We start from the raw sequence: 14,284 nt of genomic DNA on the forward strand, positions 1-14,284 counted from the left end.
TGAGAAAGAGAGAGCTGATCTTATGGCCCTGGATATCTTCGTCGTACTGCTCTACGCCGCCGGCATGCTGGCCCTCGGCTGGTATGGCATGCGTCGCGCCAAGACCCGTGACGACTACCTGGTCGCCGGGCGCAACCTCGGCCCGGGTTTCTACCTCGGCACCATGGCTGCCACCGTCCTCGGCGGCGCCTCCACCATCGGCACCGTGCGCCTGGGCTACGTCCACGGCATCTCCGGCTTCTGGCTCTGCGGCGCCATCGGCCTGGGCATCGTCGGGCTCAGCCTGTTCCTCGCCAAACCGCTGCTGAAGCTGAAGATCTACACCGTCACCCAGGTACTGGAGCGCCGCTACAACCCGGCTGCCCGCCAGTCCAGCGCGGTGATCATGCTGGTGTACGCGCTGATGATCGGCGCCACCTCCACCATCGCCATCGGCACCGTCATGCAGGTGCTGTTCGGCCTGCCGTTCTGGGTCGCCATCCTCGTCGGCGGCGGGGTGGTGGTGCTCTACTCCACCATCGGCGGCATGTGGTCGCTGACCCTCACAGACATCGTGCAGTTCCTGATCATGACCGTCGGCCTGGTGTTCCTGCTGATGCCCATGTCCATCGCCGACGCCGGCGGCTGGAACGCCCTGGTGGAGAAGCTGCCGGCGCGCTACTTCGATTTCACCGCCATCGGCTGGGACACCATCGTCACCTACTTCCTGATCTACTTCTTCGGCATCTTCATCGGCCAGGACATCTGGCAGCGCGTGTTCACCGCCCGCAGCGAGGGCGTGGCCAAGGTGGCCGGCACCGCCGCCGGCCTCTACTGCATCCTCTACGGCCTGGCCGGAGCGCTCATCGGCATGGCCGCCAAGGTGCTGCTGCCCGACCTGGACAACGTCAACAACGCCTTCGCCAGCGTGGTCGAGCACAGCCTGCCCAACGGCATCCGCGGCCTGGTCATCGCCGCCGCCCTGGCCGCGCTGATGTCCACCGCCAGCGCCGGCCTGCTGGCCGCCTCCACCACCATCACCCAGGACCTGCTGCCGCTGCTGCGCGGTGGCCGCACCAGCGGCAACGGCGACGTGCATGAAAACCGCATCGCCACCCTGCTGCTGGGCGTGGTCATGCTCGGCATCGCCCTGGTGGTGAGCGACGTGATCAGCGCCCTGACCGTGGCCTACAACCTGCTGGTGGGCGGCATGCTGGTTCCGCTGATCGGTGCCATCTACTGGAAGCGCGCCACCACCGCCGGCGCCATCGCCAGCATGACCCTGGGCTTCCTCACCGTCCTGGGCTTCATGTTCAAGGACGGCCTGGACGCCAACACCCCGATCTACTACAGCCTTGCGGTCGGTCTGTTGAGCTTCGTGGTCATCAGCCTGGTGACCCGTCGCCCGGCCAGCCACGCCAGCCTGGCCTGATCTTCCCGACTGGTCGCGGTCCACTCCCGTGACCCTTCTGAGCCCGGCCGGCAACCCTGCCGGGCTCGTTTTACACCCAGCCCAACAAGGAACCTGCCATGACCACCTGCGGTGAATTCCTCGTCAAGCAACTGGAAGCCTGGGGCGTCGACACCGTGTTCGGCATCCCCGGCGTGCACACCGTCGAGCTCTACCGTGGCCTGCCCGGCAGTCGCATCCGCCACGTCACCCCGCGCCACGAACAGGGCGCCGGCTTCATGGCCGACGGCTACGCCCGCGTCACCGGCAAGCCCGGCGTGTGCTTCATCATCACCGGCCCGGGCATGACCAACATCCTCACCGCCATGGGCCAGGCCTACGCCGACTCCATCCCCATGCTGGTGATCTCCAGCGTCAACGAGCGCCATCGCCTCGGCCTCGGCAACGGCTACCTGCACGAACTGCCGGACCAGCGCGGCCTGGTGGCCGGCGTCGCCGCCTTCAGCCACACCCTCATGAGCGTCGACGAACTGCCCGCCGTGCTGGCCCGCGCCTTCGCCGTGTTCGACGGCCAGCGTCCGCGCCCGGTGCACATCGAGCTGCCGCTGGACATCATCACCGCCCCCGCCGACCACCTGGAGCTGCGCCCCCGCGTGCGCCTGCCGCGTCCTGCCGCGCCCCTGGCGCAGCTGCGCGAGGTCGCCCAGCGCCTGCGCGCCGCCCAACGCCCGCTCCTGCTGCTGGGCGGCGGTTGCGTCGAAGCCCAGGTGGAGGCCCGCGCCCTGGCCACCGCCCTCGACGCCCCCACCGCGCAGACCATCAACGCCAAGGGCCTGCTCCCCGGCGACCACCCGCTGCTGCTGGGCAGCAACCAGTCCCTGGTACCGGTGCGCCAGCTGGCCGCCGACGCCGACCTGGTGCTGGCCATCGGCACCGAGCTGGGCGAGACCGACTACGACGTGGTGTTCGACGGCGGCTTCCGCATCGGCGGCGAGCTGATCCGCATCGACATCGACGCCCAGCAACTGGTGCGCAACCACGCCCCGACCCTGGCCATCCACTGCGATGCCCGCCAGGCCATGCGCGTGCTGCTGGCCGAGCTGCCGCCGCGCCAGGCCGACGCCAACAGCCCTGGCGCCCGTCGCGCCGCCGAAGCCCGCGCACAACTGGCCGAAGGCTTCGCCGGCTGGGAGCACTACCGCCGGTTGTTCGACTGCATCCTCGAGGTGCTGCCCGACGCGCGCTTCGTCGGTGACTCGACGCAGACCGTCTACAGCGGCAACCACCTGGTGGAACTGGACGGCCCGCGCCGCTGGTTCAACGCCTCCACCGGCTACGGCACCCTGGGCTACGGCCTGCCGGCGGCCATCGGCGCCAAGCTGGCCGAACCGGGCCGCCCGGTGATCAGCCTGATGGGCGACGGCGGCATCCAGTTCACCCTGCCGGAACTGGCCAGCGCCGTGGAAGCGCGGGTCGGGGTCATCGTCCTGCTGTGGAACAACCAGGGCTACGGCGAGATCAAGCGCTACATGGAGCGACGCGACATCACCCCGCTGGGCGTGGACATCTACACGCCGGACTTCATCGCCATCGCCCGCGGCTTCGGCTGCCAGGCGGAGAAGGCCCGCGACCACACCCACCTGCAGGAACTGCTGCGCAACGCCCCGGCCGACCGCCCGCTGATCATCGAAGTGGCCGAAGCCCCGCCCTTTGCGCCTTGAAGTCGAGTGACTTGAGCAGAGCCCCGGGCTGAAGCCCGGGCTACGGCTCTGCGTGCCGGGGCGTTTTCGCGAATGAATTCGCTCCCACGGTCGTCGGGTGGAGGTCGCTTTTCACCTCCACCAGGCGGAGTCGGGCAAGGCACGCGCCCATGCCGGAAACACCCCCTCCATGGCCCGCACCGGACAGGTATGCTGCCCGCACAACCACAACAAAGGAGCCCCCGATGAAGATCGTCAGCCGCGACCGCTGGTTCGAAGTCGAGCATCTCTACGACGGCGTCAGCCTGATCAGCGAGCCCTATGTGCGCCCCTTCTACCGCTGCAACCTGTGGCATGTGCAGGGCCGCGACCGCGACGTGCTGGTGGATTCGGGCTCGGGCCTGGTCAGCCTGCGCGAGCAGCTGCCCTGGCTCACCGAACGCCCGCTGCTGGCGGTGGCCAGCCACACCCATTTCGACCATATCGCCGGCCATCACGAGTTCGACGAACGCCTGGTGCACCCCGCCGAGGCGGACATCCTCGCCACCCCGGACGGCGACAACACCCTGGCCCGCGCCTTCGTCGGCGACGAGATGTTCGAGGCGCACCCCGACTGCCCGCTGTGCTACGCCGAGTACCGCGTCAAGGCGGCGCCGGCCACGCGGCTGATCGAGGAAGGCGATGTGCTGGACCTGGGGGACAGGACGTTGCAGGTGCTGCACACCCCCGGGCATTCACCCGGTGGCATCAGCCTGTGGGAAGAGCGGACCGGCACGCTGTTCAGCGGCGATATCGTCTACGACGGGCCGCTGATCGAGGACGCCTACCACTCGGACCTGGATGACTACGCGAAAAGCCTCGCACGGCTGCGCGAACTTCCGGTTCGCACCGTGCATGGCGGGCATTTCCCGAGCTTCTCCGGGGAACGTCTGCGCGAACTGATCGGTGCCTGGTTCAAGGCGCACGACTGACCGCGCAGGCGACCCGCGCAAGGCGCCCTAGCGGCGCCGACGTTGCTCCGCCAGACGACGTTGCTCGTCGCTGCGTACGGGGATGGGTTGCAGACGCGGGCGCTCACTCAGCCCAAGGGTCACGGACAACTGCCAGGCGATATGGCTCAGCCAAGCTTTCATGGGCCCCTCCAGTCGATCAAAAGGTTGGTCGGGCGGCCCGAATCAAGTTGGCCGCCCTCGGCGAACGGAACGATTCCGCTGCCAGGTACAGAGTAGTCCTGCCGCGCCAAAGCGAAAATGCCCTGGATCAAATTTCCCCTCAGGGTTCGACACGAACCTGCCACAAGCTGTTGCCGGCATCATCCGCCACCAGCAGCGCGCCGCTGGGCAGCACGGCGATGCCCGCCGGGCGACCGAAGACCTCGGCCTTGTCCGCATCCTTGACGAAGCCGGTGAGGAAATCCTCCGGCGCACCGCTCGGTTCACCGTTCTCGAACGGCACGAAAACCACCTTGTAGCCGGAGAGCGCGCTGCGGTTCCACGAGCCGTGCTGGCCGACGAACGCACCGTCGCGGTAGCGCTCGGGGAAGGCCTGCTGGGTGTAGAAGGCCAGGCCGAGCGATGCGGTATGCGCGCCCAGGGAGAGATCCGGCTTGCGCGCCCTGGCCACCAGGTCCGGGCGCTTGCCGGCCAGGCGGGGGTCCTCGTGGGGGCCAAAGTAGGCGTAGGGCCAACCGTAGAAGGCGCCCGCCTCCACCTTGGCCAGGTAGTCCGGGACCAGGTCCTCGCCGAGGTTGTCGCGCTCGTTGACCACCGTCCACAGGTCCTGCGTGCCCGGTGCCCAGCCCATGCCCACCGGGTTGCGCAGGCCGCTGGCGAAGATGCGCTCGCCGCTGCCGTCGGGGTTGATCTCGAGGATGTTGGCGCGGCGCTCCTCCTCCTGCATGCCGTGGTCACCCAGGTTGCTGGCCGAACCCACCGAGATGTAGAGCTTGGAGTTGTCGGCGTTGGCGAGGATGTTGCGCGTCCAGTGGTTGTTGTAGCCGCCAGCCGGCAGGTCGAGGATCTTCTCGCCCTCGCCGTGGATCTTCAGGTCACCCGGCTGGTAGGGGTAGCGCCACAGCGCATCGGTGTTGGCCACGTAGAACCAGTCGCCCACCACCTGCATGCCCAGCGGCTGCCTGAGGCCATCGAGGAAGGTCACCCGCTGCTCGGCCACGCCGTCGCCATCGGTATCGCGCAGCAAGGTGATGCGGTCGGCGCTCCTGCCGTAGTTCTGCGATTGCAGCTTGCCGTCCCTGCGCGCCTTTTCCCTGGCCTTGTCGTCCTTCAGCTCGGGGTTGGCCTCGGCCACCAGCACGTCGCCGTTGGGCGTCACGTACAGCCAGCGCGGGTTGTTCAGCTCGCCGGCGTAGCGGTTGACGCGAAAGCCCCTGGGGGCGACGGGCGTCTGCCCATCGGCCCAGCCCTGGACCTTGCTGTAGTTCTTCACCTTGTGAGTCGGGTCGGGGGGCGGCAAGGCGTCATCGGCACGGGCGAAGCCGGCCAGGACGATCACCAGGAACAGCCCGGCGGCAAGGCTGAAGACGACATTGAGGGGATTGGGCTCGCCCATGGCTCGGTCCTTTTCGTGTGAGGGGCACACTGCATCGACCGGGCCCTGCCAGCAGGGTTCAGGGAATATTTCTGCAACGCCGGCAGGCCCGTCCCAGAGCGCCGGGACGGGCCTGCCGCTGCGTCAGCCGCGGGCCTTCACCGCGCGCTGGTTGGAGAGGTAGAGGTTGTCCGGCTGCAGCGCCTCACCGGTGGCGACGGTGGCGAGCCATTGCCCGGTGCTGGCCACGGCGGCGAAACCGGTGTGGGAGACCAGGGTGAACACGCGGTGGATTTCCTCGGCACTGGCCGAGCCGAGGTCGTTGGCGAAGGGCACCGAGCCGGTGGCGTCGTGCAGCAGCTCGACGTTCCAGCCTTCGTGGCGGGCCTGGCGCGCGGTGGACTCGTCGCAGTGCTGGGTCATGTAGCCGACGATGGTCAGGGTGTCGATGCCGCGCTCGCGCAGCCAGGGGCCGAGGTCGGTGCCGGTCAGGGCGCTGGGCAGTGCCTTCTGCACCCAATGGTCATGGGCACGATCGGCCACCACGGGGTGCAATTCGGCACCACGGCTGCCACGGGCGAAGATCGGCGAATCCTCAGGCGCCAGGTGTTGCACCAGCACCACGGGGATGCCGGCGGCGGTGGCGGCGTCCATCGCCCGGCCGATATTGGCCAGGGACTGGTCCACGGGCGGGTACTCGATCAGCAGGTCGCCGCTGACGTATTCGTTCTGCACATCGATGACGATCAGCGCACGCTTCGGCTGGGCCATGGTGGAGCTCCTTGTGGTGATTGGACTGGACCGCATTCTTCGCCTTGGCGATCTCGACGGGTGAGTGGCCCGACTGCCAACTTCCGCTAATATCGGGCCAACCCAAGGAGCCTTCCCCATGCAGGAACACGTGATAGTCGTGGTCGCGTTCGACCGCATCATCCCCTTCCACCTTTCCGTGCCCTGCCTGGTGTTCGGCGAGACCTGCCCGGAGATGGCGCCCTTCGACCTGCGCGTCTGCGCCGCCGAAGCGGGCCCCTTGCGCACCACCGCCGGCTTCACCATCGCCGTCGAGCTTGGCCTGGACGCCATCGCCAGCGCCGACACCGTGATCGTGCCGAGCTGGCGCCACCCCGACGAACGCCCGCCGCAGGCCCTGCTGGACGCCCTGGTCGCCGCCCACGCGCGCGGCGCGAAGATGGTCGGCCTGTGCCTGGGCGCCTATGTGCTGGCCGAAGCCGGCCTGCTCGATGGCCGCCGCGCCACCACCCACTGGGCCTGGGCCCGCGACTTCGCCGAGCGCTACCCGCAGGTACAACTGGACCCGGACGTGCTCTACCTCGAAGACGGCGAACTGCTCACCTCGGCCGGCACCGCCGCCGGCATCGATTGCTGCCTGCACCTGCTGCGCCAGCATTGCGGCGCCGAGACCGCCAACCGCGTGGCCCGGCGCCTGGTGGTGCCACCTCATCGCCAGGGCGGCCAGGCGCAGTTCATCGAACAACCCCTGCCCACCAGCCCGCGCGACGACCGCCTCACCTGCGTGCTGGATTGGGTGCGCAGCAACCTGGAGCAGGAGCACAGCCTCGACAGCCTGGCCCAGCGCGTGCTGATGAGCCGGCGCACCTTCAGCCGCCACTTCCGCCAGCTCACCGGCAGCACCCTCGGCGAGTGGCTGCTGGCCGAGCGCCTGGCCCTGACCCAGCGCCTGCTGGAAGGCACCGACCAGAGCGTGGAAAAGATCGCCACCCTCGCCGGCTTCGGCTCGCCCGTCTCCCTGCGCCACCACTTCGGCCGCGCCTTCGGCGTCTCGCCCTCGGCGTGGCGGCAGAGCTTCCAGGGGGGCGTGGCGTAGTCCGCAATCAGCTCACCGTAGGTTGGCGCCGAGCACAGCGAGGCCCAACGGCGGGCGTTGGACCTCGTGCAAGGGTCGAGTCCTATCGCGGATGAATCCGCTCCCACGATCTGGCGGCGCTTGCGAATGAATTGGCGCTGTCTGCGTCAAGTGTTGCTAGGGGATTTGAGCCCAGCTGATTGCCGAGTTTTGCTGATGATTCCTGTTTCGCCTTGCCGGGCGAGTCCCTTTTAAAAATCGCCTTAAAAGGAACCAAAAGCGCTTGCCCCATCATCCGGCCCGACTGCGTCGGGTGCCCTCACTCCGTCGTCGCTCCGGGGGCCGGCGCGAAGGGCCATCCATGGCCAGTCGCGCCTCTCGTGGCATCCATGCCACTCGTCCCCCTGCGCAACGACTGCGTTCGGCCTCCTGGAGGGGCGTTGGCGGTGCTCCAACTTCTTCCTCCAACGCATCACGACGTGGTGCGCACGGACTTTCGGATGGGTCGGGCGGCGTTCCGCGAGCGAAGCGAAACCCATGCTGCCGCACACACCCTTCGCGGATGAATCCGCTCCCGCGATCCGGCGGCGCCGGGCGAATGAATTCGCCCCTACAGGGCAATCGCGTCATGCGGCTTGCGCCGCCTCCGCTTCGATCACCTCGATCCACGCCTTGAGGTTGGCGCCGAGCATGCCCTTGCGCCACATCAGCCAGGTGGTGGTGTGGTCGAAGGGTTCGGCCAGGTGGTGCACCGCCACCGCTTCGCGGCCGGGCAGGGTCTCGAGCATGGACAGTGGCATCAACGCCACGCCGCCACCGGCGACCACGCAGGCGAGCATGCTGTGGTAGGACTCGATCTCCATGATCTGCCCCATGGGCACCCGCGCGGCAGCGAACCAGCTTTCGATGCGTTTGCGGTAGGAACAGCGCGGGCGGAAGCTGTAGACCGACTCGCCCTGCACGTCCGCCGCCGTGGCCACCGGGGCGTGGCCGAGGCTGGTGATCAGCACCAGCGTCTCCTCGAACAGCGGCAGGCCGTCCAGCTCGGCGTAGTCCATGGGGCCGTCCACCAGTGCCGCGTCCAGCCTGCCGCTCACCAGCCCCTCGATCAGCTCGCCGCTGGGCAGGGTCTGCACCTGGAGGTTGACCGCCGGCCAGCGGCGGTGGAAGCGCGCCAGCATCCCCGGGAGGTGGATGGCCGCCGTGCTGTACATGGAGCCGATGACGAATTCGCCCGCCGGCTCACCGCCCTTGAGCGCCGCCTCCGCCTCGGCCTGCAGCCTGAACATGCGCTCGGCGTAGCCCAGCAGCACCTTGCCCTCGGCGGACAGCTGCAGGCGCTGGCGCTCGCGCAGGAACAGGTCCACGCCCAGGGCCTCCTCCAGCTGGCGCAGGCGGGTGGAGAGGTTCGACGGCACGCGGTTCATGCGCACCGCGGCCTTGGCGATGGAGCCTTCTTCGGCGACCGCCTGGAAGATGCGCAGCTGACTGAGTTCCATGGCAACCATTCTCTTTGGATGAACAAGTTGTTCTTTATTATTCGTTTTAACTGAACAAGTCAAAAACCTAGCATGGCCTCCATCGCCACTCCGGAGGCCGCCATGTCGCCCATCATCCGCATCGTCGCCAGCACCCTCGCCCTGTTCGTCGCCATGGGCGTGGGGCGCTTTTCCCTCACGCCCCAATTGCCGCACCTGATCGCCGAAGGCCAGGTGGACCTCACCGGCGCCGGCCTGATCGCCGCCGCCAACTACCTCGGCTACCTGGTGGGCGCCCTCGACGCGCTGCGTGCCACGGCGCCGGCCCAGGCCCATCGCCGCCTGTTCGGCGGCCTCTGGGCGGGCGTCGCCATCACCCTCGCCTCCAGCTGGGCGTTCGGCTTCTGGCCCCATGTGGCGCTGCGTTTCGCCGCCGGTGTCTCCAGCGCCTGGGTGCTGGTGGTGCTCACGGCCCTCGCCGCCCAGGTCGCGGTGCAGGCCGGCCGGCCGCGCCTGGCCGGGCTGATCTTCACCGGGCCGAGCCTGGGCGTGCTGGCCACCGGGCTGATGGCCCTGGCACTGAACCTGCTGGGCCAGGGCTCGTCCAGCGCCTGGCTGCTGTACGGCGTGACCGCGCTGGTGCTGACCCTGGCCATCCACCCGCTGCTGCCCCGTCCGCAGGAGCGCGCCGATGTCGCGCTGCAGCCGGCGGGCCCGCGCCCCAGGGCCTTCTATCCCTTGCTGGTGGCGTACTCGCTGGTGGGCATCGGCTACATCATCCCCGCCACCTTCCTTTCGCAGATGGCCGCCGCGCAGTTCCGTGGCCAGTGGCTGGCCGACCTGTTCTGGCCCGCCTTCGGCCTGATCGCCACCCTGGGCGTGCTGCTGGTCAGCCTGCGCCGCCCGGGCACAGGCAGTACCGGCCGCTGGCTGGTGGGCGCGCTGTGGCTGCAGGCATTCGGTGTGCTGGCCTGCCTGTTCCCGGGGATGACCGGCCTCGCGCTGGGCGTGATCTTCTGCGGCGGCCCCTTCCTCGCCAGCATGCTGCTGGTGATGCAGCGGGCCCGGGAGATCGACCCGCAGGGCCATGCGCGCAACGTCGGCCTGCTCACCGCCGGCTTCGCCCTGGGCCAGCTCGGCGGGCCGCTGCTCGCGGCCCTCAGCAGCCACTTCAGCGGCGGCCTGCGCCCCGCCCTGCTGCTCGCCGCCGGTGCCCTGTTGCTGGCGGGCGGGCTGATGCTCAAGGCGCGGGAAGAGGTGAAGGTGGAAGCCGTGGTGTGCAGGGGGTGAGCGAGCGATAACCGGCTGATCCGCATCGATGGGTTTCGTGCCTCTACCCATCCTACAAAGGCGCAGACGCACACCCGTAGGATGGCGTAGAGCGAAGCGAAACCCATGCGGTGGCGCGCCCACAAGGTACCGACCAACCCCGCACCGTTGGGCCTCGCTGCGCCCGGCGCCAACCTACGGCACCGAGCGGTGGCAACGCGGGTTTCACCCGCCCTACCAGGCCTGCTGCTCGGCACATTCCCGGGCTGAAGCCCGGGCTACAGGTTGCCGGCTACGGCATCGCCGGGAAGGCGTCGCGCTCTTCCTCACGCAGGGTGAGCACGCGAAAGCCGCTCTCGGTGACGAGGACGGTGTGCTCGAACTGCGCCGAGAGGCTGCCGTCGCGGGTGATGACGGTCCAGCCATCGGCCAGGGTACGAACGCTGCGGCGGCCCTGGTTGATCATCGGCTCGATGGTGAAGGTCATGCCCGGCTGCAGGCGCAGGCCCGTGCCGGGATGGCCGACGTGGAGCACCTGGGGGCTTTCGTGCATCTGCCGGCCGATGCCATGGCCGCAGTACTCCACCACCACCGAGTAGCCCGCCTCCTCGGCACGGCTCTGGATGGCGTGGCCGACATCGCCCAGGGTCGCGCCCGGGCGCACCAGGCGGATGGCGTCGTAGAGGCACTGCCGGGTCGTTTGCACCAGGCGCCGGGCGTCGTCGCTGACGGCGCCGAGGCAGTACATCTTGCTGGTGTCGCCGTAGAAGCCGTCCTTGATCACCGTGACGTCGACATTGACGATGTCGCCCTCCTGCAGCACCTCTTCCGCCGAGGGCCAGCCATGGCAGACCACCTGGTTGACCGAGGTGTTGACGGTGAAGGGATAGCCGTACTGGCCCTTGCTGCCGGGGATCGCCTGCAGGGTGTCGAGGATGTAGCGCTCGGCGAAGGCGTCGATCTCTGCGGTGGTGACGCCGGGGACGATGAAGTCATCCAGCGCTTCCAGCACCCGCGCGGCCAGGCGGCCGGCGACGACCATGCGCTCGATCTCGGCGGCGTTCTTGATCGTGACCTTGCTCACTCCACCGCCTCCACCGGCGGCGTGGCGGAGAGCTCCAGTTCGCGGGCCTCTTCCATCAGGCGCTTGACGATGTCGGCGTAGGTCAGCTCCGGCTGGGCCTCGGCGAGCATGCCGATGCGCATCCAGTGCTCGGCCTGGGCGTTGATGGAGCGGGACATGGCGCGGCAGGCGATGCGCGCCTCTTCGTGCAGAACATCGGAGATCTTGACGATACCCATGGCGAATGATCCATATACGAAATGCTACATAACATAGCACTTCAATTTTAAAGCACAAATGGAAAAGGGCCGCAGTGCGGCCCTTCCCTGGTGCCCTCATCACCTGGGGCAGCGATGGGTTTCGCTTCGCTCTACGCCATCCTACGGGCGCGAGCGCTGTCGGTTCAGGTGCCGGTCTTGATCTTGGTCCAGGTGCGGGTACGGATGCGTTCCAGCTTGGGCGGCAGCATCTCCACCGAGAACAGCTTCGCCTGCACCTCCGCCGGCGGGTAGACGTTGGGGTTGTCGCGCAGGGTGGGCGAGATCAACCCGTCCGCCGCCTGGTTGGGGTTGGCGTAGGCCACGTGGTCGGAGATGGGCGCGACCACCTCCGGGCGCAGCAGGTAGTTGAGGAAGGCGTGGGCCTGCTCGACGTTCTGCGCGTCCCTGGGGATGGCCAGTACGTCGAACCAGGCGGCCGTGCCTTCCTTGGGAATGCGGTACACGACCTTCATCCCGTTGCCCGCCTCCTCGGCGCGGGCGGCGGCCTGCATGGCGCCGCCGGACCAGGCCAGGGCGACGCAGATCTCGCCGTTGGCCAGGTCGCTGACGAACTTCGAGGAGCTGAAGTAGGTGATGTGCGGGCGCAGGCGGGTGAGCAGTTCCTCGGCCTTGGCGTAGTCCTCGGGGTTGCGGCTGTTGGGCGGCAGGCCCAGGTAGTGCAGCACCTCGGGGATCACCTCGGTGGGCGAGTCGAGGAAGGCCACGCCGCACTGCTTGAGCCTGGCCAGGTTGTCGGGGTTGAAGATCAGCTCCCAGGAATCCACCGGCGCGTTCTCGCCGAGCACCGCGCGCACCTTGTCGACGTTGTAGGCGATGCCGTTGGTGCCCCACATGTAGGGCATCACGTACTGGTTGCCCGGGTCCTTGGCGGCCAGCACCTTGAGCAGCGCCGGGTTGAGGTTCTTCCAGTTGGGCAGCTTGCTCTTGTCCAGGGACTGGAACACGCCGGCCTTCATGTAGTTGGGCAGGAAGCCGTCGCTGGGCACCACCAGGTCGTAGCCGGAGTGGCCGGAGAGCAGCTTGGCCTCCAGCACCTCGTTGCTGTCGTAGACGTCGTACTTGGGGGTGATGCCGCTGTCCTTGCGGAAGTTCTCCAGGGTGTCCGGGGCGATGTAGTCGAACCAGTTGTAGATGCGCACCACCGGCTCGGCGGCGGCTTGGAGGGAGGCGCCCAGCAGCGCCAGGGCAACGAGATGGCGCGCGCTCATCGGGCCACCTCTTCATAGCCCTGCAGCACGTTGACGGCGTTCACCCCGATGGCGTCCACCGCGTAGCCGCCTTCCATGATGAACAGCGTCGGCAGGCCGAGCGCGGCGATGCGCCGGCCCATGGCCAGGTAATCGGGCGAGTCCAGCTTGAACTGGGAGATGGGGTCGTCCTTGTAGGTGTCGACACCGAGGGAGATCACCAGCGCATCCGGCGCGTAGGCGGCGATCTTGCCGCAGGCGTCCTCCAGCGCGGCGGCCCAGCCGTCCCAGCCGGTGCCGTGGGGCAGCGGGTAGTTGTGGTTGCAGAGCGCGCCCGCGCCTTCGCCGCGCTCGTCGGCGTGGCCCAGGTAATAGGGGTATTCCACCAGCGGGTCGCCGTGGATCGAGGCGAAGAGCACGTCGCCGCGGCTGTAGAACAGCTCCTGGGTGCCGTTGCCGTGGTGGTAGTCGACGTCGAGGATGGCCACGCGGCGCGCGCCCTGGTCGAGGAAGGCCTGGGTGACGATGGCGGCGTTGTTGAAGAAGCAATAGCCGCCCATGAAGTCGCTGCCGGCGTGGTGGCCCGGCGGGCGGCACAGGGCGAAGGCGGTGTTGGCGCCGTTGCGCATGTGGTCCTGGGCGGTGAGCGCGACCTGCGCCGAGCTGTACACGGCCTGCCAGGTGCCGGCGGTGATCGGCGCCTCGGTGTCGAAGCAGTAGTGGCCGAGCTGGCCGTGCAGCGCGGTGGGGATGGGGCCATCACGGCGCAGGCGGCGCGCGGGGAAGGTGCTCGGCAGCATGTCGCAGCTGTGGCCTTCGGCGGCCCAGCGCGCCCAGGCGCCCTTGAGGAAATCCACGTAGGCGGCGTCGTGCACCCGCAGGATGGGTTCCAGGCCGAAGTCGCGGGGCTCGATCACCTCGCCCAGCGCCTGGTGGCGCACCCGCGCCAGCACGGTGTCCGCACGGCTGGGCATCTCGAAGCAGGGCTGGAGCTTGCCGTCCACCAGTTCGGACTGGCCGAAGTGGAGACGATGGTCGTCGCTGTACACGGTCAGCATGCCGGGAACCTCATCTTGTTATGGGTGGATGGATTCTGTGGCCGATCATGGCCCCTTGCGCAGGGGGACGGGCGGCCAATAGGGGATCGAAATGGCCAACCTGACTGGCCACAGGGTTGCTCCCGGCCAGGCTCCGACAGTTCTGACACGACAACTGCATTGCCGTCCTACAAGGGGCTTGGGCAGCATCCCGCTCCGTTGCGACCTCGGTTGCGACCTGGGCTTAGAACCCCAGCCAATACAGATGAGGCACGCCATAAGCAGGATCGACAGGAAACCCTTCCTGTCGTTCCTGGCTGTCTATGGCGGACTGTGCAAGGGGGGCTCACGCCCGCTCGGTTATCTGCCTTGTCTGTTACCGGGGGTTCTAAACCTTGCACGGTCCGCCACCCCAACACCCGGATGGCCTGGGTGGCGGCTCCAATGGATTCGACAGGGAGCTGCATCATGACCAACCGCTACTTCGACACCCTCCGCTTCTTCCGC

The 14,284-nt window shown here is 68.3% G+C and carries 13 protein-coding genes; 5 read left to right on the forward strand and 8 right to left on the reverse strand.

Annotation, left to right across the window (positions count from 1 at the left end; all coding sequences use genetic code 11):
- Positions 1 to 22: 22 nt before the first annotated feature.
- The 3 genes from PHLH3_RS20220 to PHLH3_RS20230 all read left to right on the forward strand — a co-directional run bounded on the left by PHLH3_RS20220 (position 23) and on the right by PHLH3_RS20230 (position 4,061).
- Positions 23 to 1,411, forward strand: coding sequence for a sodium:solute symporter (locus tag PHLH3_RS20220; RefSeq protein WP_213625542.1), 1,389 nt, complete (start codon positions 23 to 25; stop codon positions 1,409 to 1,411).
- A gap of 98 nt (positions 1,412 to 1,509) precedes the next feature.
- The gene (locus tag PHLH3_RS20225; protein ID WP_213625543.1) at positions 1,510 to 3,111 is read left to right on the forward strand and encodes a 5-guanidino-2-oxopentanoate decarboxylase; all 1,602 of its coding nucleotides are present in this window, start codon (positions 1,510 to 1,512) and stop codon (positions 3,109 to 3,111) included.
- 224 nt (positions 3,112 to 3,335) lie between these two features.
- Entirely contained in the window at positions 3,336 to 4,061 is a 726-nt protein-coding gene (locus tag PHLH3_RS20230; RefSeq protein WP_173178916.1) for an MBL fold metallo-hydrolase, read from the forward strand.
- Positions 4,062 to 4,088: 27 nt separating this feature from the next.
- Here the strand turns inward: PHLH3_RS20230 and PHLH3_RS30700 are convergent, their stop codons facing one another.
- From PHLH3_RS30700 to PHLH3_RS20240, 3 genes are all read right to left on the reverse strand, one after another.
- Positions 4,089 to 4,223, reverse strand: coding sequence for a PA1414 family protein (locus PHLH3_RS30700; RefSeq protein ID WP_256604856.1), 135 nt, complete (start codon positions 4,221 to 4,223; stop codon positions 4,089 to 4,091).
- A 139-nt stretch (positions 4,224 to 4,362) separates the two neighbouring features.
- Complete coding sequence (locus PHLH3_RS20235; protein WP_213625544.1) at positions 4,363 to 5,658, reverse strand: sorbosone dehydrogenase family protein; 1,296 nt, start codon at positions 5,656 to 5,658, stop codon at positions 4,363 to 4,365.
- Positions 5,659 to 5,781: 123 nt separating this feature from the next.
- Entirely contained in the window at positions 5,782 to 6,408 is a 627-nt protein-coding gene (locus PHLH3_RS20240; RefSeq protein WP_213625545.1) for a cysteine hydrolase family protein, read from the reverse strand.
- Between the two features lie 118 nt (positions 6,409 to 6,526).
- Between PHLH3_RS20240 and PHLH3_RS20245 the strand changes: the two genes are divergently transcribed.
- Positions 6,527 to 7,483, forward strand: a complete 957-nt coding sequence (locus PHLH3_RS20245) for a helix-turn-helix domain-containing protein (RefSeq protein WP_213625546.1) — start codon at positions 6,527 to 6,529, stop codon at positions 7,481 to 7,483.
- A gap of 605 nt (positions 7,484 to 8,088) precedes the next feature.
- On the opposite strand, the gene PHLH3_RS20250 is transcribed toward PHLH3_RS20245, so the two are convergent.
- The gene (locus tag PHLH3_RS20250; RefSeq protein ID WP_213625547.1) at positions 8,089 to 8,961 is read right to left on the reverse strand and encodes a LysR family transcriptional regulator; all 873 of its coding nucleotides are present in this window, start codon (positions 8,959 to 8,961) and stop codon (positions 8,089 to 8,091) included.
- A gap of 102 nt (positions 8,962 to 9,063) precedes the next feature.
- Here PHLH3_RS20250 and PHLH3_RS20255 point away from each other — a divergent pair, with 102 nt between their 5' ends.
- Positions 9,064 to 10,230: a YbfB/YjiJ family MFS transporter gene (locus PHLH3_RS20255; protein WP_213625548.1), complete on the forward strand. Its 1,167-nt coding sequence runs from the start codon at positions 9,064 to 9,066 to the stop codon at positions 10,228 to 10,230.
- Between the two features lie 271 nt (positions 10,231 to 10,501).
- Here the strand turns inward: PHLH3_RS20255 and map are convergent, their stop codons facing one another.
- The 4 genes from map to PHLH3_RS20275 all read right to left on the reverse strand — a co-directional run bounded on the left by map (position 10,502) and on the right by PHLH3_RS20275 (position 13,798).
- The gene (gene map, locus PHLH3_RS20260; protein WP_213625549.1) at positions 10,502 to 11,293 is read right to left on the reverse strand and encodes a type I methionyl aminopeptidase; all 792 of its coding nucleotides are present in this window, start codon (positions 11,291 to 11,293) and stop codon (positions 10,502 to 10,504) included.
- Positions 11,290 to 11,511, reverse strand: a complete 222-nt coding sequence (locus PHLH3_RS20265; RefSeq protein WP_173178909.1) for a ParD-like family protein — start codon at positions 11,509 to 11,511, stop codon at positions 11,290 to 11,292. The genes map and PHLH3_RS20265 overlap by 4 nt, the downstream gene beginning before the upstream one ends.
- Before the next feature lie 164 nt (positions 11,512 to 11,675).
- Positions 11,676 to 12,761 carry an extracellular solute-binding protein gene (locus tag PHLH3_RS20270; RefSeq protein ID WP_213625550.1) on the reverse strand — a complete coding sequence of 362 codons (1,086 nt, stop codon included), beginning with the start codon at positions 12,759 to 12,761 and terminating at the stop codon, positions 11,676 to 11,678.
- Positions 12,758 to 13,798 (reverse strand): histone deacetylase family protein, encoded by a 1,041-nt coding sequence (locus tag PHLH3_RS20275; RefSeq protein WP_213625551.1) that lies wholly within the window; start codon positions 13,796 to 13,798, stop codon positions 12,758 to 12,760. Before PHLH3_RS20275 ends, PHLH3_RS20270 begins: the two co-directional genes overlap by 4 nt.
- Positions 13,799 to 14,284 lie beyond the last annotated feature (486 nt).

It is taken from the genome of Pseudomonas sp. Pc102, from assembly GCF_018408275.1.
Taxonomy (GTDB): Bacteria; Pseudomonadota; Gammaproteobacteria; order Pseudomonadales; family Pseudomonadaceae; genus Metapseudomonas; species Metapseudomonas tohonis.